11 protein-coding genes are annotated in these 24976 nt (G+C 37.4%); 10 read left to right on the forward strand and 1 reads right to left on the reverse strand.

All coding sequences use genetic code 11. From position 1 onward, the window contains the following. Positions 1-162 precede the first annotated feature (162 nt). A complete protein-coding gene (locus DCE79_RS02635) occupies positions 163-2217 on the reverse strand; it encodes a C20orf96 family protein (protein ID WP_108711575.1) in 2055 nt (684 codons plus the stop codon). Between the two features lie 817 nt (positions 2218-3034). On the opposite strand from DCE79_RS02635, the gene DCE79_RS02640 reads away from it, so the two are divergent. From DCE79_RS02640 to DCE79_RS02690, 10 genes are all read left to right on the forward strand, one after another. Continuing rightward, on the forward strand, positions 3035-4651 hold the full coding sequence (locus DCE79_RS02640) for a S8 family peptidase (RefSeq protein WP_108711576.1): 1617 nt from the start codon (positions 3035-3037) through the stop codon (positions 4649-4651). Positions 4652-4798: 147 nt separating this feature from the next. Further along, positions 4799-5917 (forward strand): phosphodiester glycosidase family protein, encoded by a 1119-nt coding sequence (locus DCE79_RS02645; RefSeq protein ID WP_108711577.1) that lies wholly within the window; start codon positions 4799-4801, stop codon positions 5915-5917. A 98-nt stretch (positions 5918-6015) separates the two neighbouring features. Further along, complete coding sequence (locus tag DCE79_RS02650; protein ID WP_159083039.1) at positions 6016-7821, forward strand: SH3 domain-containing protein; 1806 nt, start codon at positions 6016-6018, stop codon at positions 7819-7821. Between the two features lie 548 nt (positions 7822-8369). Next, the gene (locus DCE79_RS02655; protein WP_108711579.1) at positions 8370-11195 is read left to right on the forward strand and encodes an S-layer homology domain-containing protein; all 2826 of its coding nucleotides are present in this window, start codon (positions 8370-8372) and stop codon (positions 11193-11195) included. Between the two features lie 593 nt (positions 11196-11788). Then, positions 11789-13048, forward strand: coding sequence for a group II intron reverse transcriptase/maturase (ltrA, locus tag DCE79_RS02665; protein ID WP_108714406.1), 1260 nt, complete (start codon positions 11789-11791; stop codon positions 13046-13048). 789 nt (positions 13049-13837) lie between these two features. Beyond that, on the forward strand, positions 13838-16609 hold the full coding sequence (locus tag DCE79_RS02670) for an S-layer homology domain-containing protein (protein WP_108711581.1): 2772 nt from the start codon (positions 13838-13840) through the stop codon (positions 16607-16609). A gap of 222 nt (positions 16610-16831) precedes the next feature. After that, entirely contained in the window at positions 16832-18778 is a 1947-nt protein-coding gene (locus DCE79_RS02675) for a stalk domain-containing protein (protein WP_108711582.1), read from the forward strand. 170 nt (positions 18779-18948) lie between these two features. Further along, a complete protein-coding gene (locus tag DCE79_RS02680) occupies positions 18949-21450 on the forward strand; it encodes an S-layer homology domain-containing protein (protein WP_159083040.1) in 2502 nt (833 codons plus the stop codon). 83 nt (positions 21451-21533) lie between these two features. Continuing rightward, a complete protein-coding gene (locus DCE79_RS02685) occupies positions 21534-22202 on the forward strand; it encodes an S-layer homology domain-containing protein (protein ID WP_108711584.1) in 669 nt (222 codons plus the stop codon). Between the two features lie 813 nt (positions 22203-23015). Next, the gene (locus DCE79_RS02690; RefSeq protein WP_108711585.1) at positions 23016-24857 is read left to right on the forward strand and encodes an N-acetylmuramoyl-L-alanine amidase; all 1842 of its coding nucleotides are present in this window, start codon (positions 23016-23018) and stop codon (positions 24855-24857) included. Positions 24858-24976 lie beyond the last annotated feature (119 nt).

Genomic DNA, 24976 nt, shown 5'->3' on the forward strand with positions numbered 1-24976 from the left:
AATAAAACGAAGCAGCTCTCACCAATAAAGGGAAACTGCTTCGTTTTTCATATTTGTAGAGAATCCTATTTATTAGAAACTCTAATTTTTTTCGGAATCTGCTTGAGAACTTGTGATGAATACAATCGATTTACCTTCCTCAGTTATTCTGCAATATCAAATCTACCTCATATTTCCAATAATAGACGAGCGATTATCCTGCATTTTTTTAACGAAATTTGTCATTACATCAAATGCTTCATTTCGTTTGTTCGATAAAGATTGTAAACGTAGCATGTCCATTTGCTGTGAATTTGCTAATCCGTCAATTTGAGATTTTATGTTTTCAATTAGTTTATCTAAATCAGCTTTCTGCATTTCTTGGCTAATTGAGTAGCTAGCCCCGATTTCCTGTAATCTATTCTGTAGTAAATTCAATTCATCATCTGTTAAGGTAATACCTCCATCTGAATCATTTAATTCACCTTTAGCTTGAATAGTTCGAACAGCTGAAAGTAAATTATTCAGTTTCGAAACTTGATCATTTTTAGCTTGTACTGCGCTTATCTGATCTTGAAGCTGACTTTCTAGTAATGATGCACGCTGACCTTGTACGGCCATTAAAGCAGTTTCTATATCCATACTTTGTAAATTACTCATACTTATACCTGATGTATTCAGTGAGTTTATACTATTCGTAGCTAAAGTTTCTTTTGATTTGATTGTTGTTGGAGCAATCGCTGCTGTCGTTGCTACAGAGTATTGGCTAATACCATTTGCTTGAGCTGAATTTTCGTTGGAACCAATTGTTCGCAGTGCATCGTAACGTAATGCGTTATTATAAATTGTTACCGATTCTCCTATGGTAATAGCGGCCTTCGGATTGTCTGGTAGTTTATCGATTAATTTGTAGTCAAGAGCTAGTTGAAGTGGATTGTACCCATTAGCCGATCCTTGTTCTAAACCTAATGAACGTAGAATCATGACGATAAAGTCTGTATATTTCATATCTTCTTTTCTATTTAATTTTCCATCAGTTGTTCCTTTAACAATGCCATATAAGAGTAGAGCCTTTTCACTTTCAGTCAGTGCATTTGCATCTTTAAAGGATGGGATTTCAATAGGTCCAATTGCAAATTTCCCCGATTGAGAGGCAGAGAATTCGATATAATTTTCGGGTTGTAGATTATTTGAGCTATCAAACGCTAGTGAAACTTTCTGATTAGATGCTAAATCATTTGAAAATGGAAGCGTTGGAACACCAACGGGAACCCAGCTATTTAAGAAATCATCGAAGCGACGAATGCCCAGATTATTTAAATTAGCCAAATTCGGAATCGGAATTCGAACCCCAAAGTTTGTTAGAGGATTCAGTGGTAGATTAGTATTCGTATCGTTAAATAGTAAATTTACTTTAATATCTACTAGATTTATCAAACCGCTTGTATTGAAAGGAATATTGAAACCACTTCTATTTAGCAATAGCGCAAGTCCCGCTTCGTCATTGCTTGATGAAGAACTATTGAATTCAATATTCAACGAACTATCAGGTGGGGTATTCAAATTATTTACCATAAAGTTAACTTCTCCATGATTTGAGCTGAATTTTAACGTTAAACCTGGATGAGATTTCTTTAACTCGCTTAATATAGAGTTATTCATTTCAAGGTTAAAGCCACTGCCAATGTTAGATTCTAACGGTACATGAAATTCAATTGTTTGACGTGTCCCCTCTACATAAACTGAATCTAAATAGTTTACTAAATCATTTAAAATAGTGTCGGGAATCACAAAACGGCCCGCTTCATTAGGAGCTCCAATAGATGGATCAAAGCTAATTGTTATGCCATCAGGTCTAGCTGAATCAATAGTAATCCCATCAGGTAAAGTTGGTAAAGGCATTTCTGAATTTCCCTCATCTGCTGGTTCAGTAAGGGCTGGTGGTGTAGATGTATCTACCGCATCATCGTATGAGGAATCGTCGTTATCATCAGTGTCACCAGGAATGTCAGGGATTACTGGGTTACCAGTGTCACCAGGAATGTCAGGGATTACTGGGTTACCAGTGTCACCAGGAATGTCAGGAATTACTGGGTTACCAGAGTCATCAACGTCAGGGTTTTCTATTGGGCTATCAGCATCATCCGCATAAACAAAAACCCGTGGCTGCAGATTAATCGTACCAAACACTATAAGTAAAACTAAAAACTGCACAAAACTCTTTTTAATACGCTTCATTAAATCTCCCTCTTTCATCAGAATTCTATATTTAATGAATAGTAACTTATAAAGGTTAAAAATAGGTTAAAAAATAAAAAATGTATATTTCTAGGTTCATCACCGTAACATGGGGTTGATTATTGTTTTATCAGTTTGTCTAGCTATTGGCGGCCTACGTGCGAGGCCCGCCAATACAAAGTGTTGTACATTTTACTCAGTTAAATGCGTCTGATAATGCCGCTTGCGCTATCGCGAGGCGGCGGGGATTGATCAAGTTTATCCTCTATTCTTAGGGGATATTGAATCCTATTTCATTAATGGAATGAAAGTGAATGCCATGGTTTCATTTATGATGAACACTCTTTCATTTAAACTATTTTCACGTTTATAAAAGATACTTTATCGAATAAGCCTTATCTAAAACACCTTATTAGAAAAAATTTTTATTCCAAAATAGAGTGCCGCGAAGCGCAGGGGGCGACCCCTTGGGGATTAAGCGTGCGCGGAATATCCACTTGTTGCTTGCCGCCGTAGAGGCAAGTAACAAGTTAGATGGAGCCACGCCCCCAGGAAAGCGTCCCCCGAAGCGTAGCAGAACGGACTAGATTAAAAAGGAATCACTTTGAATCCTAAAATTATGTCATCCCCAACTTATGGTGATCAGCCTATTTCTAGTTAAATTCAAACAGTGGGTTTTTAGTAATCTATTTTGGTAATTCTACAATTTACCCCCCATTTTAATCTTAATTAATATAAGACATAGAGATTTTTTAATGCATTTAAAACTAATTAATGGTATAAAAGTAATTAAAAACTAAATCGTTGGAGGGGTCATATGAAAGTTCAGAATATTTTTCTGATGTTTTTAACTGTTTTGCTATTTACAGTCATGTTTACTTCGCAAGTACAGGCACAGGGAGACAAAAATGTCATTGTTCAGTACAGCTCGCTTGAAGGGAAAAAGGTTGCACAAGCCGCTGCGACAGAAGTGCTAAGTGATTTAGAAAATGTACATATGCTATCAATAACAATTTCAACAGAGCAGCTAGAGCAATTAAAGCAGCAGGAAGGAATCTCTTTAATAGAAGAAAATCAAACGTTTTCTATTCAATCGCATGCCTTATTTAAAGTGGCAACGGATGATACAACTGAAAAGGATCGTTGGAACTTAAAGGCGGTCAATGCGAATAAAGCTTGGGAAGATGGATTTACTGGCAAAGGAATTAAAATAGCCATTATCGATTCAGGGGTAGCAATGCATTCCGATTTGAAAATTACAGAAGGCGTTTCGTTTGTCGGAAATAGTTTTACAGACGGTCACGGCCACGGCACACATATTGCAGGGATTATTGCTGCACAGCATAACGGTTTTGGCGTTGCCGGTATTGCGCCAAATGCAGAGATTTATGCAGTAAAGGCGATTGAAGATGACGGTTTAGGCGACGTTAATACGATTATTCAAGCGATCGATTGGTCCATTCAAAATGGCATGGATTTAATTAATTTGAGCTTCGGAGATTTAGAGACTAGTGATGCGCTACATGAGGCCATCAAAAAAGCAAAACAAGCGGGCATTTTGGTCATTGCTGCAAGTGGTAATGAAGGAAATGTGCAGGGGACAGGCAATACGATGATTTATCCAGCACGTCATGAAGAAGCAATTGCTGTTTCTTCGGTCAATAAAAATTTACAACGCTCAAGTTTTAGTAGTACAGGTGCTACCAACGATTTCGCAGCACCAGGTGAAGAAATTTATAGTACGTATTTAAATGGGCAATATGCCACTTATCAAGGGACATCACTAGCAGCACCACATATCGTCGGGTTATTTGCATTATTAATGGAGCAATTTCCGTATTTCAATGCAGATGAGCTTTATGCAGCGATGAAGTTATACACAGAAGACTTAGGCACACCCGGTTTTGATGAATGGTACGGCTTTGGTTTACCAAAATATCAAAACGGTGAGCAGACTACGAAGCTTACGGCACAAAACGAAGCCAAAAAACAAGCAGTGCAAGAAGAAGTACAGGCATTTATTAAAAAGCCAGTTGCTGCTAACTACACAACTATTATGGAAAAACTAAATCATATCCGAGCGACTGAATTTAAGCAAGTACAGCTAAGTGAAATTGACAAGGTGACGGCTATTTTAAGTAAAAATGTAGAGAAGGTTATCGTAACTTTTGAACGCAAGCCAACGAAAATCAGTTACATGAAAGCAAGTGAAGCACTGCAAACACTACCGGCAATTGCAGCAAAAACAAAGTTAGAGGAACGAGTATATACAGCGCTTCAAGAACTAGCTAAACCAGCAACTGTAAAACTGGAACGTTACGAAAAAAATCCAACAAAGAACTATCAAACACAAGCAAAAGCAGCGATTAATCAGTTGCCAAATTCACCATTGAAATCGGAATTATTAGCACGATTAGCTCAAGTAGGTAGATAAAAATACGTATAGTGAGTTGAAATACTCTAAAGTTTCATATGAGAGCAATCTTGTATGGGACTTTTTTATGTTGAAGTATTTCATTATCTGGAATTAATCTGGAAATCCTTTATAATAAATAAGAACTAAATTAAAAGGAGTGTCAAAATGTTTAAGAAATGTTTATCCGTATTATTGTTCGTACTATTAATAAGTGTGACAGCACCCGTGCTCAAAACCGAAGCCAGCTCATACGGCGTAGTTGAAAACGGTACAAATCGCACACTTGTCCCGTTACGTATGGTAGCTGAGACTTTTTCAGTACCTGTTGAGTGGGATAATGTAAGTAAAACCGTAACGATCGACAAAAAATATAAGCTGACGATGGGCAGTAAGATGATTAAGGACGGCGCTACAGTCATTAAAAAAATGGATACACAGCCGAAAATGCTGCAAAACTCCGTATACGTGCCAGTTCGCGAAGTGGCTTACCTTTTTAATGTTCCGATGAATTGGGATCAAGTGAAAAAAATGATTTCTTATCAAGTAGGGGCGCATACATATAAGGTTTCGGTGTATCCGGAAAGCACTATTAATAAGCCAAAAGTATCTGTGACGAAAAAGAGCATGAATGCAGGTGGGAAGAATATTTCGGTAAATGTTGTAAACGTCAATTTACTAGCACCGAATACGTCGCTACACGTCGAACTTGCAAAAAATCAATTAGGTTCTGTTGCATCCCTTTCATCCATTGCAAAAGCACATAATGCAAAAGTTGCGATGAATGGGAATTACTTCGATGCGTACTCAAATAATAGCTACCGCACCGTCTACAATGGACTTGTTATGAACGGGGAACGCGTAAAAGTGTTCGATGCGAAGTTTTCCGTTTTTTATGTATTAAAAGATGGTGATGTCGGTATTTTACCAGGCGCGAAGTTTATGGAGCTATTTAATGAAGGAAATGTACAAGAGGCATTCCAAGTAGGGCCACGTTTAGTAACGAATAGTGCAGTTACAGTGGATCCAATTGCAGAAGGCTTTTCAAGTCATAAAATATTAAGTTCACCAGGTGCGAGAAGTGCGATTGGGATTTTACCAAATCGTCAGCTTGTATTTGTTACAACTTCTGGCGCAACAGTTCAACAGCTCGCATCTGTCCTAAAGCAAATGGGCGCGGTGGATGCGATGAACTCTGATGGCGGCGCTTCAAGTGGTCTTTTTGTAAATGGCAGCTACTTAACAACGCCGGGTCGCGATATTGCAGTCGCTTTATTAGTAAAATAGTTGGATTCAAAAATTTCACACTTATTTGACTCAGCTTCCCAAACAGCTCTTTGAATTTGTTAATATGAAGGTAAGTATTAATTGAGATGAGGAAGCATATGAGAATTTTAAAAACGATCATTGGGCTTGTGCTGCTCATGGCACTATTACCAACGTTTCATGGAGCAGCAGAGGAGCAAGACAATCAGCAATATATAGTTACATCACAGGACGGGGCAAAGATGACGGCCAGCGCGGATGCGAACGGTATGGTTGTCGCCAAGCTAAAAAAAGGTGCCCGCGTTCAATTTGTTCGCCAACAGGATAATTGGGTGAAGGTCGATTATAACGGGCGCCTTGGCTGGATCAGTAGTGAATTAATCGGACCATTTACAAAGGAATTGCTACCCGTTTATTCGAGCTATTATAAGCTATTGCAAAATACTGACCATATTATTTATGCATTAGTTTCAGACTTAACGCAGGACGGTGTGGAGGATTTATATATGATTCTCGATTCAAATCCCGAAAAGGGACAGTATCAGGAATTCATATACAGTGGCGATCAAATCATATATCAAAAAAATAATACAAGTGGTTTGACGGTATTAAAAAATTCGACCGACTACATAGCATGGCATCATTCCCAAACCAATTCCGATAAAAAGTACAAGCTTTCCGAGCTCAATGGGCAGGCGAAGACCGATTATTATGAAGCAAGTGAGGGCAAAGGTAGCTACGAAATTACCACAAATGCCTATTTGAAATCGTATTTAACCTTGCAATCTGGTAATGGATCTATAAGTGAGGAAACATTGATGCAAGAGCAAGTGGCGTCAAAAGACTTTTACGGAGCTGAAAAGAAAAACGACTATGAGGAATCCATTTATTTAGAAAATTTCTCACTATCCAAAGCTGGTAAAGCGCAAAATATAGCAGAGCGTGACTTTAATGAGTTGTTTGCTTCCTATGAAAAGTCGAAAATCGTAAAGGTTATTTACGAGGATGATTATAATTCTGCCGCATTGTCAGACCGCTTTTCATTTGATTTAGAACGTGTCAAAAAAGAGCTACTCGATTTAGCCACAGCCACAATGCCGACGAAGCAAATTGATTGGGACGCGTCGGAGAAGGAAGTATTACAAGAAAAGCTCGCACAATCCGTTGTGTTAGAAATACCATTTAATGAAGGTGTCTCTAAAAATGCAACGACCTATTTTAAAATGGTCGAGCAGGGAATTCTACGACAAAATTTACCTGGCTATGATTCTATTAGCTTTGGTATTGTCTCGAGTGACTTAGAAACGACATATAACCGATCTGCAGTCGATGCGCTTATTTATGATTTTTTCGGCATAAAAATGAATAGTGAACAATTCAATAATTTAGCGAATGATGAAGGCTATTCAGTAGATGATGAAAAGTACTATTCTATTATAAAAGAACAGCCAGAAGTTGAAACGTATACATACCGTCAGTTGCTAGGGATTGAAACATTTGAAAGCAATTACGTGGCACTGAAATTCACTGATTATGAAATGCCACAAGAAGTAAAAATTTCAAATGCAAATGAAAGTGCCATACTTGCTGGGACGAAGCAGGATAGTGGCTATGTAATTTTCAAACGCCTACCTTTTAAATCAGGAGTGAAATGGGCATACATCGATACAGTGGAACAGTTGGATTATTTAGACACCAATCAATACGCTACATATGAAAACTCACTAGATGGCATTCAAAAATTAATTGGCGAACATAAAATAGATCCAACAGAAGAAGTTAATGGAGTAGAGGAAGAATCCGAACCCGTTCAACAACCTATCACACCAAAAGAACAATCCAACACTTGGGTTATCTTTTTAGCAGTAGGCATATTAATTGCGTCCTCTATCGCCGTGTATCGTAAAAAGTTCGCCGGACGCTAAGAATAAATAATGAAAAATTTTACATTAGAAACAATAATAAGATATATCATTAGAAACATGCAATCCTTCCAACTATCGAAGGACTTGCATGTTTTTTGTTTGAGTTTTAATAAATATAATAATTTATTTATCAAAAGTATTTAAATAGAAGAAACTCAAAAAAAGTTTTAGTAAAAATTCAATTTTTTATACTTTTGAGTATTTTTTATGTATAATAAGAATTTGATGTATAATTTACAATAAATATATGTAATTACCTAATAGATTTATAAAATGTATTAAATTCCCTTCTATTATAATATAAATATTGCGAATTGTAATCGTTTATTAATAAAAATGTAACAATAAACGTTAAATATCGTAAAAATGTATGATATAATCAAATGGAATTATTTATCTGGGTTTCTAGTAGATATGTAATTCGGGATAAAAGCTGCAAAATTCTTTAGAAGTACATATAAAGGAAAATTAAGCTAAGTCTCAGGAAATAATGTTATGTAGGAATCAACGTGTTTTTACATCGCAATTGTCTTAGGAGGATATTAATAATGTCAAAACAAAATAAGTTTTTCGCAACGGCTGCAACAGCTGCTTTAGTAGCATCAGCAATCGTACCAGTAGCTTCAGCTGCTGAATTCTCAGATGCAGATAAAGTAGCTTCATGGGCTACAGAAGCTGTAGAAGCTTTATCTACACAAGGTGTAATCGCTGGTAACCCAGATGGTTCATTCAACCCAACAGGTAACGTAACTCGTGCAGAAGCTGCAAAAATGTTCACAGTTGCTTTAGATTTATCTACTGAAGGTACTGAAAACTTCACTGACGTAAACGGCGAATGGTTCGCAGAATACGTAGTAGCAGCAGTAAATGCTAACATCGTTAACGGTATGAGCGCTACTACATTTGCACCAAAAGCTAACTTAACTCGTGAACAAGCTGCAAAAATGATCGTTGAAGCTTACGGTTTAACTGGTGAAGCAGATCTTTCTACTTTCGCTGATGCTAAAACTGTAGAAGGTAAATGGTCTGAATCTTACCTTTCAACTGCTGTAGCAACTGGCGTTATTAAAGGTCAAGGCGAAAAATTAGCTGCAACTAATTCAATCACTCGTCAAGAGTTCGCTGTAATGTTAACTCGTGCTATGGACGCTACTACAGATAACGCTGCTGAATTATTAGCTGAAGTTGAAAAAGCAGCAACTGCTTTAGATACTGCTGTTAAAGCTTTAAACACAGAAGTTAAAGCTGATGAAATCGCTGCTGCAACTGCTGAAGTAGCAACTGCTAAAGAAGCTGCAAAAACATTAGAAGCTGCATTAGAAGCTGCTAAAGAAGTAGTAACTGAAGAACAAGCTACTGCTGCTAAAGAAGCAATCGTTGCTGCTAACAAAGCAATCGAAGCTACTGAAGCTGTAATTGCTAAAGCTGTAGAAGATGCTAAAACTTTAGCTGTTGAATCAGTAAAATTATTAAACGCTACTCAAGTAGAAGTTAAATTCGTTAAAGCTGTAGATGAAGATTCTGTAATCGATGCAGCTGGTAAAGTTGTTTCTGGTGTAGTTAACTTTGCTGAATTAGGTTCAGCATCAACAATTACAGAAGCTGACTTAACTGCTACTCTTTCTGAAGACGGCAAAACTTTGGTAATTACTACTAAAGCTGGCCAAACTTTTGAAGGTCGTTATGACATTACAATCGCAAAAGCTACTGATAAAGACAACAAAGAAGTAACTAAATACGAAGCAAAAACAGTTGAATTTGCTAAAGATGCAACTGCTCCAACAATTACTGGTACTGAACGCGTTTCAGCTACTCAAGTAAAAGTTATTTTCTCTGAACCTGTAACATTCACAGCTGGTGCTGTAACTGCAGATACTGCTAACGTAAAATCAGCTGGTGCTGCAATCAATGATTTAGCTGCAACTGGTGTAACTGAAGTAGTAGTTGATTTATCAGATGCTACAATCGCAGCTGGTAAAGAAGTTAAATTAACTTTCAACGGTGTTGAAGATGCTATTGGTAACTTAATCAACCCACAACCAGCAACTGTAACAGTTAAAAAAGATGCTGTTGACACTGTAGCTCCAACATTAACAGCTGTAACTCAAACTGGTGCACAAACATTCACAGTAACATTTGACAAAGCTACTACTTTAGGTACTACTGGTTCTGAAGTAACTGTTTCAAATGCAACAGTAAAAACTATTGCAAAAGTTTCTGATACTGTTTATAAAGTTACAACAAATGAAAACTTAAAAGGTTTACAAAAAGTAACTGTTTTAACTGGTAATGCTGCAAACATCGATGCAATTCCAACAACTACTGATTTAACAAAAACAGTAACATTTACAACTAATGAAGATGCTCCAACGGCTACTTCTAAATTAGTAACTAAAGAAGGCGTTGAATACATCGAATTAACTTTTAACAAAGATGTATACTTAAACGGTTCTAAAGAAGTTACAATCGAAGGTTCTTACGTTGAAAACTACGTAACAAAAACTTTAGCTGCTGTTGATGTAGTAGCTCAATATGCTGATACTAAAGGTGACGACAAAAAAGTTGTTCTTTTACCATTAACTGGATTAGCTGTTAAGGGTGCTGCTTATGATGTAACAATCGTAAACAAAGCTACAACTACTAACGGTATCGTAAGTGAAGCTGGCGTAGCTATCGAAGAATTAGCTGCTAAATTCACTCGTGGTGAAGACACTGCAACTGCAACTACAAACACAGAAGTAGTTACTGGTGTAGCTGTGAACGCTGTTTCTGGTAACAACGATAAAGTAGAAGTAGAATTCACTTTCAACAGCGGTTTCCAATTAGATGGTGCAACTGCAACTAACGCAGCTAACTACACTATCAATGGTGCTGAAGTTGAATCAGCAACACTAAACACTGCTGGTACAACTACTCAAAAAGTGACATTAACACTTAAAAAGAACTCAAACACATTCACTGGTACTCGTAATGTAACAGTTGAAGGTGTAAAAATTGCTGGTTCAACTGATGTAATGAAAGCAACTACAGTTAAGAGCGCAGTAATTAAAGAAAACGTTCGCCCAACATTATCTTCAGCAGTAGTTACAGACGGTAAAGAAATCACTTTATCATTCTCTGAAGCAATCACATCAACTGATGCAGCAGCATTCGATGTTAAAATCGGCGGTGGTGTTAAAACTGGTGCAACTGCAGCAGTAGTAGACGGTAAAGTAGTAATTACTTTAGCTGACGTTTTAACTAACGAAGAACTTGCTAAAACAATTACTGTAGAACCAACTGCAACATCAACTTCTACAAAATTTGTAGTTAAAGATGCTGCTGGTAACGCTCTAGAAAAATTTGAAGTTGTAAAAGCTACAATTGCTGAATAATCATTCTTTGATTATTTGAATCTAGACGAAATAAAAAGTGATTTTTCCGACCTTCATTTTTTGAAGGTCGGTTTTTTTGTGTGCCGGGCATGTCTGTCAACTAGGTGATGAAAGTTCACTGTGGGCGTCAGGATATGCGAACCACTAGCTGAAAACAAGGGTGTCCGTGGTGACGCGGAATCTGAAGGAAGTTCGAGGCAAAATCTTGGTCTGAGGAACACGAATCGCATGAGGTTGTCTCACCTGGATAAGGTTGCAAAACAAACTGAAGTCCAAAATATCCTCGGAAAGATGAGGCGATAAATGCGGCAGATGGATGAGAGGAAAGTGGGCAGACTTACCCCGGGAGATCTGATGAATAACCCATAGAGGGAACCTGTACAGCGATGTACAACTGAATCATTAGAAGTCAGCAGAAGCCATAGTACCAGTAATGGGAAGGGCTGAACGAAAGGAGTGAACGTGTATAAGGGTATTACATGCGAATGATGACACAGAACTGGAAAGTCTATCCTACAGTAAGGTACGGAATACCCCAGGAGTAGGAATAGCGTGGAATTCTGCATGTGCATTCCTTACCCACACGCGAACATATGAATGGATTAATCAACGTTATAGTAAACAGAGATAATTTGAATGATGCTTTTGAGAAAGTGCGTAAAAACAAAGGTGCAGCCGGTGTCGATGCGAAAGATATAGAGGCAACCCGCCAATACTTAAAAGAAAATAAAGTCCAAATTATCGAAGCAATTCGAGCAGGAAAATACAAACCTCAACCAGTTAGAAGGGTGGAAATCCCAAAACCTGATGGAGGAAAACGACTTCTAGGAATCCCGACGGTTACAGACCGTGTCATTCAACAAGCAGTCGTGCAAGTATTAACCCCAATACTAGACCCAAAGTTTAGTAATTTTAGTTATGGATTTCGTCCGAACAAAAGCGCTCATCAAGCAATCGAACAAGCAAGAAACTATATTGAAGAAGGCTATACGTATGTCGTAGACATAGACCTAGAGAAATTCTTTGATAAAGTTCAACATGATAAGCTGATGTCACTTATGGCGAAATATATTTTATGTAAACCAACCTTGAAATTAATAAGAAGCTTCTTAAATGCAGGAACCATGATAGATGGAACGTTTATTTACGCAAAAGAAGGAACACCACAGGGTGGACCATTAAGTCCACTATTGAGTAATGTGATTCTTCATGAACTGGATAAAGAGCTAGAGAAACGCCAACATAAATTCGTGCGCTACGCAGATGACTGCAACATTTACGTCAAAAGCGTAAAAGCGGGAGAACGAGTTAAGGAAGGCGTCACATCATTTATCGAAAAGAAACTTAAATTAAAAGTAAATGAAGAGAAATCAGCAGTGGGAAAGCCGAGAGCACGTATATTTTTGGGTGTGAGCTTCTATAAATACAGAGGTGAAATCAAGGTATACGTGCCAAAGAAATCAAAGAAGCGTTTCGAAGAAAAGCTGAAGTACATTACGAACCGTAATTACTCAATTGATATGGAATCGCGCATTCAGAAAATTAACTACTTAATTCAAGGATGGGGAAACTATTTCAAAGTTGCCGACATACAGTCCTACGCAAAGGAAATAGATGGCCATATTCGAAGAAGATTAAGGGCATGTCGATGGAAAGAATGGAAAAGAACCATATCAAAATATAGAAACCTCAAAAGATTAGGAATCAGCCATAACGATGCCTATAAAATGGCCAATACCCGCAAAGGGTACTGGCGCTCCTCGAACAATCCAATCGTCAATCGAGCATTAGACAATAAATATTGGTTAAAACTCAAGTTGAAGAACCTCGCTACAATCATAAATCCAACATAAAACTTTTGAACCGCCGTATACGGAACCGTACGTACGGTGGTGTGAGAGGTCGACTAGCCAATTAATGGCTAGTCTCCTACTCGATTGAATCTATTAAATGTTTTAGTAATAGTGATAATTGTTTCTAATATACAAAAATGGTTATTATACTCTAGCGGATTCCACGATTTACAATTAAAACTATGGTATTATTATGAAGAACTTTAAAAGAGTGATTAACCTGCACCCGGTGCATAAACAATTCTGACATTTTGCTACAACTCTAGACTTAACGAAAGGCTCTACACGGCTTTGGCTGTGTAGAGCTTTTATTTTTATCCTGCAGTTTGCGCTATGTTCAGAGCCGTAATAATTCAACCATCAAATAGTGATAGTTAAATAGAGAGAAGGAGGACATGCAAATAGAAGAAAACCAAAAGAAAAATACTGTGCACCGTTAGTACGAGGAAGCCAAGCAGAAGCCCCCCCAAGCATTGCACACATAGAATTCAAATTGATCCAATATAAGTATCTAATTACCTAATATAAATTAATTAAATATCAAAATAATAACAATTAAACCTTTAAATACTGTTTTGTTATAGATTTCCAATAGAAATTACTATTCAGTATGTTATAATCAAGTGGAATTATTTATCTGGGTTTCTAGTAGGTATATAATTCGGGATAAAAGCTGCAAAATTCTTTGGAAGTACATATAAAGGGAAAATTAAGCTAAGTCTCAAGAACCGATGTTATGTAGAAATCAACGTGTTTTTACATCGCAATTGTCTTAGGAGGATATTAATAATGTCAAAACAAAATAAGTTTTTCGCAACGGCTGCAACAGTTGCTTTAGTAGCATCAGCAATCGTACCGGTAGCTTCAGCTGCTGAATTCACAGATGCAGATCAAGTAGCATCATGGGCTAAAGATTCTGTAGAAGCTTTATCTACACAAGGTGTAATCGCTGGTAACCCAGATGGTTCATTCAACCCAACAGGTAACGTAACTCGTGCAGAAGCTGCAAAAATGTTCACAGTTGCTTTAGATTTATCTACTGAAGGTACTGAAAACTTCACTGACGTAAACGGCGAATGGTTCGCAGAATACGTAGTAGCAGCAGTAAATGCTAATATCGTAAATGGTATGAGTGCTACTACATTTGCACCAAAAGCTAACTTAACTCGTGAACAAGCTGCAAAAATGATCGTTGAAGCTTACGGTTTAACTGGTAAAGCAGATCTTTCTACTTTCGCTGACGCAAAAACTGTAGAAGGTAAATGGTCTGAATCTTACCTTTCAACTGCTGTAGCAACTGGCGTTATTAACGGTAAAGGCGACAAATTAGCTGCGACTGATTCAATTTCTCGTCAAGAGTTCGCTGTAATGTTAACACGTGCTATGAACGTTGAAGTTGTTGATAACTCTGCTGAATTACTAGCTGACGTTGAAAAAGCAACTACTGCTTTAGATACTGCTGTAAAAGCATTAAACACAGAAGTGAAAGCTAACGAAATCGCTACTGCAAAAGCAGAAGTAACTGCTGCTAAAGCTGCTGTTGCCAACTTAGCAAGTGCTGTAGAAGCTGCTAAAGAAGTAGTAACTGAAGAACAAGCTACTGCTACTAAAGAAGCAATCGCTACTGCAAACAAAGCAATCGAAGCTACTGAAGCTGTAATCGCTAAAGCTGAAGAAGCTGCTAAAGACTTAACAGTTGAATCTGTAAAAGCAATCAACGCTACTCAAATTGAAGTGAAATTCTCTAAAGCTGTTGATGCAAAATCTGCAGAAGCAACTGCTAACTATAAATTAGGTGCATTAGACAAACAAACTGCAAAAGTTTCTTCAATTATTCTTTCTGAAGATGAAAAAACTGTAGTAATTACTATGGACAAAGCAATTGAAAAACGTTTCCAAGTAAAAGTTGCTAATGTATTAGAAAAAGATTCTACTACAAAAACTGTAAAAGCTTTTGATGAAGTAATTACTTTTGCGGCAGATACTACTGCTCCAACAATCGTTTCTTCTACTCAAGTTGATGCTAACAACTTTGAATTGAAATTTTCTGAACCAATGGCTGTAGGTGGTTCATTCACATTTACAAATGCTAAAGGCGAAGTAATTTCTGATATTCCAGCTGTTTCTTACAAAGCAGGTGCTACATCAGTAACAATCAACTTAAAAGATGTTAAATCTGACGAAAAAGTAACTGTTACTATTAAAAACGCAAAAGATATGGCTGGTAACTTAATTTCTCCACAACCAACTACTGTTGAACTTGTGAAAAAAGACTTAGCTACATTTGAACCAACAATTTCTTCTATCACTCAAACTGGTGCAAAAACTTTCTCAATCAAGTTCTCTGAAGCTGTGGTATTAGATACAACTGCTCCAACTAACATTACACTTGATCCGTCAAACGTTGTTACTAAGTTAGAAAAAGTTTCTGATACTGAGTACAAAGTAACTGTAACTAACAACTTAAATGGTTTGGCTACAGTGAAAATTGCTGCAGATCAAGTAACTAACAAATTAGCGCAAACTGCTGGTGACAATACTAAATCATTAACTAAATTAGTAACATTCGCTCAAGATAAAGTTGCACCAAAAGCAACATCTAAATTAGTGACTAACAAATTAGGTAAACAAGTTATCGAATTAACATTTGATAAAGATGTTAAATTAGCTAACAATGCAGCAGTAACTGTTACTGGTTCTCAAGTAAAAGATTATGTAATTACTTCTGGTATTTCTGCTACTGAAACTGCAACATATGCAGACAGCGATAACAAAAAAGTTGTCCATGTTTCTTTAGATACAGCGGCATTAAAAGTTGAAGGCGCTGCTTACACATTAGTATTAAAATCATCTGATATCACTTCTGATGCAGATGTAGCTATGGTAGATGTAGATGCTACATTCACTGGTGCAGTTGATGGTAATGCTCCAACATCAACTAACGAAGATGTTGCAACAGTTAAAGATGTCAAAGTTAAAGATAATGACACATTAATCGTAGAATTTAATCAAGAAATTGACAAAGCTACTGCTTCTGATGTATCAAACTACTCTGTAACTGGTACAACTGTAGAATCAGCTCAAATCTTAGCTTCAAACACTAAACAAGTTGTTCTTAAAATCAAAAAGAATTCATTAGCTGATTCATTTGAACGTACTGTAACAGTTGAAAATGTAAAAGCATTAAACTCTACTGTAACTATGGAAAAATTCACTATGTTAGTTAACTTAAAAGAAAACGTACGTCCAACAGTTGCTTCTGCTAAAATTACAGGTGCTAAAGAAATTACTGTAACATTCACAGAATCAGTAACTGCAAAATCTCATGCATTCACAGTAACTGCTGGAACAACAGCTTTAAAAGCTACAACTGCTACTGCATCAGGTGAAATTGTTAAAATTACAACAACAGAAGATTTAAGTACTTTATTAAAAGAAACAATTGTATTAGAGCCTGCTAAATTAGCTAACGGCCAAGTTGATACTACTAACTTTGCAATTGTTGATGGTAAAGGTAACGCTTTAGAAGCATTCACTGCTTTAGAAATCGTTAAACCATAATTCAACTTAAATAATTTGATTACTCGTTAATCGAATAATTAAGGGGAACTCCAAGTAAGAGAAATCTTGCTTGGAGTTTTTTGGTACATGCATGCGGAAGTTTATTTAATAATACTTTAGGTGGACCGAAATTTTTACAATTGTAATATTAAGGTTTTCACTCCATCTACTAGAAAGATTATGCTATTATAGGAAAGAGTTTTAAATGAGAGGGGCGTTACAATGAAAAAATGGTTTACAGTACTACTTTTATCACTATTCATAGCAACAGCGATCAATACGGAGACAGGTTCCGCAGCAACTACTACTAAAAACATGATTGAACAAAATAATGTAACGGTCATTATTAATGGCAAGCATATTACATTTAATGATCCAATTTTAAATAATTCAGGTTCGCTACTATTACCAATGCGTGATTTTTATGAGGCAATTGGAGCGAAAGTATACTGGAATCAACAAACGAAAGTTGCAAGCAGTGTGCGAAACAATCAAACAGTTGAATTAACGATTGATTCGAAAACTGCACTAGTCAATGGCAACAAAGTGCAAGTTTCAGTGGCACCGATTGTGTACAAAAACCGTACATATATTCCAATGCGTTTTGTTAGTGAAAATTCTGATGGCCAAGTGTTTTGGGACCAACAAAATAAAATAGTAGAAGTTATTTTAAATGAAGAAACAAATGACGGTCAAAGTCCAGATCCTGGTGAAGAAAGCCCATCTGTGGAAGTACCAGTCATTGAAGCACCAATAGCAAAACATACGTTATATATGAACAATCAAAAAATTATGATGGACCACCAAGTTATTACAAAAGACGGACGTATGTATATTCCATCATCATATTTTAAAGATTATTTACAAGATAGCTATGAATCATGGACTTCGAATGAACGATTAGAATTAACGATTTCAGGAATAGGCTTCACCTTTACGAACAACAGTAACAAAATTTACGTAAATGGTGAATTATATAGTGGTGCAGAAAAACCATTTATCCAGTCAGGTGACATGTATGTACCAGTGAAATTCATTGTGGATTCATTTAAAAATGGAGGAACATTACGTTATATCGCGGAAACAAAAACGGTTTATATTTCGCTTTATGACTACATCATGACGAGTGACTTCCTTGAAAAATCATATGGCTCATTACCAGTACCGCAATTAGTCGAAAATGCCGCATTAGATGGCAATCGCGAGTTATTTGTCAGTGATAATCCGGAAGAGTTAATTCCAACGATTATTCGAGGCGCATATGAAACATTAGCAGAATATAAGGTTTCAAACTTAACAACAACAAAAGAGCAACGTATTTATGCATGGCATATTAATAAGCTCGGCGAAAGTGCAGAAATTGGAATTACAATTCAAAACACATCTAATGCAACGTTAGAGCTTACAAACTCAAAAGGAATGTCTCAAACATCAAGTAATAGCTGGAGTACTTTTGATGTAGGCTTACCTTTATCAGATGCCGTTTTAACAGGTACATTACGTGATGCAAAAGAAAAATCGATTACGATTGCACCAGGCGAAACAAAATTAATTCAATCATTTGATATCGGTGAAAATTATTTATTAGGCTTTACACATGATTTCGATGTACGACCTGCGAATGGTCAAACAGCAAGCTATACATTACGAACAGTGATTAGCTTAGAGGAAGATGCAGATTTAACAACGATCCAATCGCCAGTAGTGGAAATCAATAAATATGCAGCACATCCACGCGGGGTATGGCCAAGCTCTTCAATTAAAGTAACATTACCAAAGTATACAGTTGGCGAATCTCAAATTGGCTATAATATTTCAAACGGCAAAACAGACAATTTCCTAACTGCCGAAAATTCGATTGACCCAATGAATGGAACAGTTGGAAATCCAGGACATTTTGGTATGACGTATAAAGTTGATATTCCAGTGGCTAATACGACAGGTCAGCTGAAGTATGTATTAGTGAAAATTGCAGGTCGTGGTGGTCTTTATAGTGGGGCAGTGAAGATGAACGGTACAACTTTCTTAATCCCAACACTAAAACCAGGCGAAGAATATGTACAATTACCAGTTTTCCGTTCTAAAAAGAATAATGATACGATTAATCTTGAATTCATCCATGCAGGCGGTAGTAACTTACCAATAGCTGTGTATGTAGAGACAAGATAATTTAATAAGTTTCTTCAAAGAGATTGCCCAGGGATTTTTTGTGGTAATCTCTTTTTTTGTTAATTTTCTATTACGTTTATTTCATTTAAGAGAATTCAATCTATTTCACGTGAGAGTATGATATATTCGTTGGAGAACGTCTATTTTTTTATAGAATGGGAGAGAATTACATGTACAAAAAAATAATAGTCACAAGTGCGGCATTAGTAGCGTTACAAGGCGCAGTTTACATAGCAGAAGGTTCTGCAGCATTTGATCAAAAGATCGATAATAGTGAAAAAGCGGTATCACCAGGAGTTCAATACTTACAAGAAAAATACCAATCTAGTTCGACAACGGAAGCGGTAAATTTACTAAGTATTGACTTGAATAATCGCTATACATCCCTTGAAATCGGCATGCCAGATCCGATTAATTCACTGAAAACAACATCGGCCATTTCGAAAATACATAACGGTGAAGGACATCGAGTAGTTGGTGCAACAAATGCTTCTTATTTCCTCGGAAATGGCTATCCAGCGAATCTATTAGTAAATAATAATGTCATCGTCAATTATGGTATTTTAGGTGAAAATAATGACAGCCCGACACAGCAACCCGTTGCATTTGGTATTACTAAATCAGGTGAAGCGATTGCAGATTACTATACAACCGATTTATCGTTTACAGTAGCAGGGCAAAAAGTGGCGATCGACCGCGTTAACAATGAACGTACTGCTGGAACAAACGTATTATATACAGCGATCCAAGCATCGACGAACACCAATAACTGGGGTATTGAAATTGTCGTAACAGGTGCATCAAAAAGTACAAAATCATTAAGTTTCGGAGATTCGATTACAGGTACAGTTTCGAGCGTAACAGAATACGGACAAGCTGGAAACTCAATTATTCCTGAAGATGGGTTCGTGCTTTCTGTGCAGGATAAAGCAACGGCCGAGCAGTTAAAGGCTTCGATTGAAGTGGGTGCACCGATTCAAGTAGATTTAGCGATTGATGATAAATGGAAAGATGCGAAATATATTTTAGCTGCGGGTCCTTTACTTGTGAAAGACGGCAAGGTGAATATTTCAATGCCTGAAAGCTCATCATTTGTAAAAACGCGTAGTGACCGTACTGCAGTAGCCGTTGATGCGACAGGCAAAAAAGTATTTTTAGTAACAGTAGATGGTCGTCAAAGTGGCTATAGTAACGGGACATCGCTTACAGATTTAGCTTCGTATTTAATTTCAAAGGGTGCGAAATTCGCGATTAATTTAGATGGTGGCGGCTCAACAACGATGGTCGTGCGTAATCCTGGGGATGAAGCGCCACGCTTAGTCAACCGTCCATCTGAAGGTAACGAAAGACGTGTATCGGCTACATTACAAGTGATTAATAGTGCACCTGCTGGAACATTAAAAGCCTTTTCAATTAAAGGTTTACCGAGCACAATGGCTCTTGAAACAACAGCTACAGCAACAATTTCGTTGGCGTATGATGAATTTTTAAACCCAGCTACGATTCAAGCAGAAAATGTGAAATGGTCAGTTGAAGGCGGCATTGGTACGATGAATGGTGCAAGTTTTACAGCAACGAAAGCAGGTTCAGGAAAAATCATTGCAACCTATAACGGTGTTCGTTCAGAGTTTCCGATTCAAGTAACAAAAGCACCAGAAGCTGTACAAGTTATCGACTCATTTGATGTATTATCAAACTGGTCTTCAACAACGGCAAAAGCGAATGCAACAATTGCGGGGGCAACACAAGCAGAACCATACCGTGAAGGAAAATCATCATTAAAATTAAGCTATGATTTTACAACGGCTGAAACAGGAACAAAAGCAGCTTATGCCGTTATGCAATCATCAAATGCAATTGAAGGTTTACCGAAGCAAATTGGGGTTTGGGTATACGGGGATGCATCGAAACATTGGTTACGTGGTGTCATTACTGATGGCAACGGTGAAAAGCATACAATTGACTTTACACAGCAAGGAAAATTAGATTGGTCGGGCTGGAAGTATGTCACAATGGCCGTACCGCAGAACTTACCGTTACCGATTAAATTTGATCGTATTTATGTAACAGAGCCGAATGCAACGAACCAAAATAAAGGTGTATTGTATTTTGATCAATTACAAGCGGTGTATAAAGATAATTACAAAGAGCCTGTTTATACGGATTTAAAACCGACACACTGGGCAGCTTCAACGATTGAATATTTAAACACACATGAATTAACAAAGGGTTATCCAAACGGGACATTCAAGCCTGAAAGTACGATTACTCGTGCAGAAGCCGCAACAATCATTGCACGCGCATTAGGTATTTCAAAAACGAAAACACCGACATTTACTGATGTAAAAACAACACACTTCGCATATGATGCGATTGCTGCGGTAGCGGAAAAAGGTATTATTACGGGGCGTGAAGCAAGTAAGTTTAGTCCAGATGGCAAGTTAACACGAGCTGAAATGGCAACGATTTTAAAACGCGCTTACAATTTAGCCGGCACAACAGCACTTCCATTTAAAGATGTGCCGTCATCACACTGGGCATATGAAGCAATTCAAACCGTGTACCAAAATCAATTAACAGGCGGCTATCCAGATAATACATTTAAGCCAAATAATAGTATTACGCGCGCCGAATTTGCTACATTCCTAACGAAGATTTTACAAAAACAATAGTGGATTTGGTAGGTTCAGAAAAAGTGATATGAAAGTAGCTGGAATTCATATATTAGGACCAAGCATGATGAGAGGATGATTGTATGAAATTCAGTAAAAATGCAACAAAATTTGCAACTGCGATGTTAGTTTTACCAGTAACAGCAGCGTTTGTAATAGAAGCACCCGCAACAGCGGCAACAAATCCATATTCGGATGTAACGATAAAAGATGGTCATTTTGATGCCATCCTTGAACTAACAGAACAGGGGATTGTGTCAGGGGTGACGAAAACCCTTTTCCAAGCAACGAAAGCAGCGACGCGTGGGGAAGCGGCACTATTTATCGCCAATGCACTGGGTTTGGATAAAACTGCCGTAACCAATCCTAACTTTAAAGATTTAGCAACAACTAGCCCGTATTATGGCGCAATTGCTGCACTACATGAGATGGGGATTATTGGTGGATATACAGACGGCACATTCCGACCAAATGCGACATTAAAACGTTCTGAAATTGCTAAGATGCTAACGCTGGCGTTTGAATTAGATGTTGCCAATGTGACGACAACAAAATTCGCCGATGTCAATGCGATTAATGATTTGAATACAAAACGTTATATCCAAACATTGATCGATTTTTCGATTACAACGGGTACAACAGCAACGACATTTAGTCCGTTTTCAACATTAACGCGCGGTCAATTAGCAACATTTTTACAACGTTCGATGACTGCTGTTTCGGATGACTTTACGATTATTAGTGTGGAATAAAGGGATTAGCCATTTCTAAAATAGCTGGTAATAGTTACTGGCATTGTTCTATCTTCTTCTAATAAAGATACGATTCGGGTGTACTATTTTGGCGGGCAAAGCACAAATTCACAAAGCCACTTTGCAGTGTCTCTGCGAATTTTCTTCGTGCTTTGTGGAATGCCCGCCAATCCACGGTGTATCCACCAAACTTTCTCGTATTCACGGGGGGCGCTTACAGTGGTAGGCAAACAAATGTCCCATTCCTAATGATGGGACATTTGTTTTGTGACGAAAGCGAAGCGACAGTCACAGTTCTTGTTTTTCGTATTTAGAGGAACTTTCTTATATGGGTGGAAATCGATTATCATAGTTTGTTCTATTTATAGAAAAACAGCATTATAGCGTGTTCAAAATAGAATGATTATCTTAGGCTTCTTTGAATTAATAATGCATCTATAAAAATATAACTGTGACAATGCCTGTGTATCAATATATTTAATCGGTGCCTATTATAAGAAAACGGCGCCTTTTTTTAGCGCCGCACTTTATGAGAGAAAGTTTGGTGGACTACGCTGTGATTGGCGGGCGTAGCATACCGCAACAGTATTAGTAGTAGGGACACGTACCACGTGACCCTGCTGCTGATATGCGGTAAGCTCACCAAACCACGTACACTTCCTTAGTCTTTATATTAAAACAAGATTAGCTATATCTATTAAGAAAAAAACAAGAATTTATAGAATAAAAGAGGAATATGTCTGAAATTTATGTATTATTTGTACAATTTTTGTTAAAATGGAAGATAACTATCAGCTGAGGGAGGATCACAACGTGTTTATTAGAAAAATCAGCTTTATGATCATGGTACTTGTCTTTTCGGTTATCACAGCACAAAGCACACAAGCAGCAAAAATTACGTTTACCGATCTTTCTTCATCGCACCCAGCGTACGGTGAAATTATGCATTTAGTAGAGCTTGGCGTTTTAGAAGGCTCGATTGAAAATGGTAAACGTTATTTTAAAGCAAATGAACAAATTACCCGTGGACAAGCAGCTAAAATGGTTGTTGTGGCAATGGGGCAAACACCATTAGTTGTTCAAAAATCATCGTTTTCAGATATCGATTTGAAAACAAACGCAACATTATCTGGCTATATTGAACGCGCGGTACAGCTAGGGTATATGAATGAATACGCTAAAGGAAAATTTGAACCGAAGATTGCGCTGTCTCGTAATGAAATGGCGGTTGTTTTAACAAAGGCGTTTAATTTGGATGTTGAAAAAACAGCAAATTTAGCATTGCCATTTCCTGATGTAGCCAAAAGTGATCCTTATTATAAATACATTTCAGCCATTTATTATAATGGCATCACAAGCGGGACATTAATAGGGAAAGATATTAAATACAGCGCGAAGGATCCTGTGACACGTGCACAGTTTTCATCATTTGCAGCGCGTGCTCAGTCACAAAAATATCGTTTGAAATTACCAGAACAACCAGCAGCACCAGTGGCTGTAGTCAAACCCATTGAGAAAGAAGCAATTGGAAAAGTATTTGTAGCGGTGGACGGTTTAAATATACGTTCAACTGCGAAAAGCGAAAACCAATCGAATATCTTGGGGAAAGTCAATGCAGGTAAGGAGTTACCAGTATTTGAGGATCAAGGCTATTGGTTGAAAGTTGCTTACAACGGTCAGTTCGCTTTCGTTGCGAAGGAATATACAAAAACAGAGGAACAGCTTCAACAAGAAGCTGAAAAACCTGTAGAAGAAAAGCCGGTCGAGCAAAATCCAACAGAGGAGCGGACACCAGCACCTGTTGAGACAGAAACTCCAACTGAACAGCCAGCATTACCAATAGAAGCTGAAAAACCAGCTGAACAACCGACAATTGAAGTACCTGTGATGGAAGCGGCAACGATTGGAATTGCGACAGTTAATAATTTAAACATCCGTGAGCAAAATTCTGCGAGCTCAAACTCACTGGGGAAAATTAATCGTGGCACAGTTGTGAATGTCCTTTCTCAAAATGGTTACTGGGTTGAAGTGAACTATGAAGGTACGATTGGTTATGTCGATAAGCGTTATTTACGTTTAAAAAATACAACGGGTACTGCGGTAAAAGATCGCATTATCGTAATTGATCCAGGTCATGGTGGGAAAGACCCAGGTGCGGTAAGTGGACAAGCTGTTGAAAAATCAATTGTTTTCAAAGTAACACAATTGGTGAAGCAAAAACTTGAAGCGGACGGCGCCAAAGTATTATTAACACGTACAGGCGATACGTATCCATCACTTGATGATCGTACAAAGTTTGCATCAGCAAATTACGGCGAAATGTTTATTAGTATTCATGCCAATGCAGCGTCAAGTACGTCTGCAAAAGGAACAGAAACATTTTATAGCGTTACATCAAATGATAATGAAAAAGAAGATTTCGTGTTAGCATCGAATATTAACAACCAAATTGTCAAAAATGCCAGTATGAACAATCGTGGCGTGAAGCGAGCGGATTATGTGGTTGTTAAAGGCTTAACAATCCCGGCAGTTCTAGTTGAGCTAGGCTTTGTAACAAATGCCGAAGACCGTTCGAAGCTGATAGACGATAAGTATATTGAAATTTTTGCACAATCAATTTACAACGGAATTGTTGAATACTACGCACGTAACTAATAGAGAGTGAGCCAACTGTATCTACTTTTGGCTCACTTTTCTTTTTTTATTGTAAGAGGGAAGTAGTCCGATTTACTGGAAATTTACAATTATGTAACTTGAAAATTATAGAAATTTAC

Origin of the sequence: Lysinibacillus sp. 2017 (genome assembly GCF_003073375.1) — a bacterium.
In the GTDB taxonomy this organism is placed as follows: Bacteria; Bacillota; Bacilli; order Bacillales_A; family Planococcaceae; genus Solibacillus.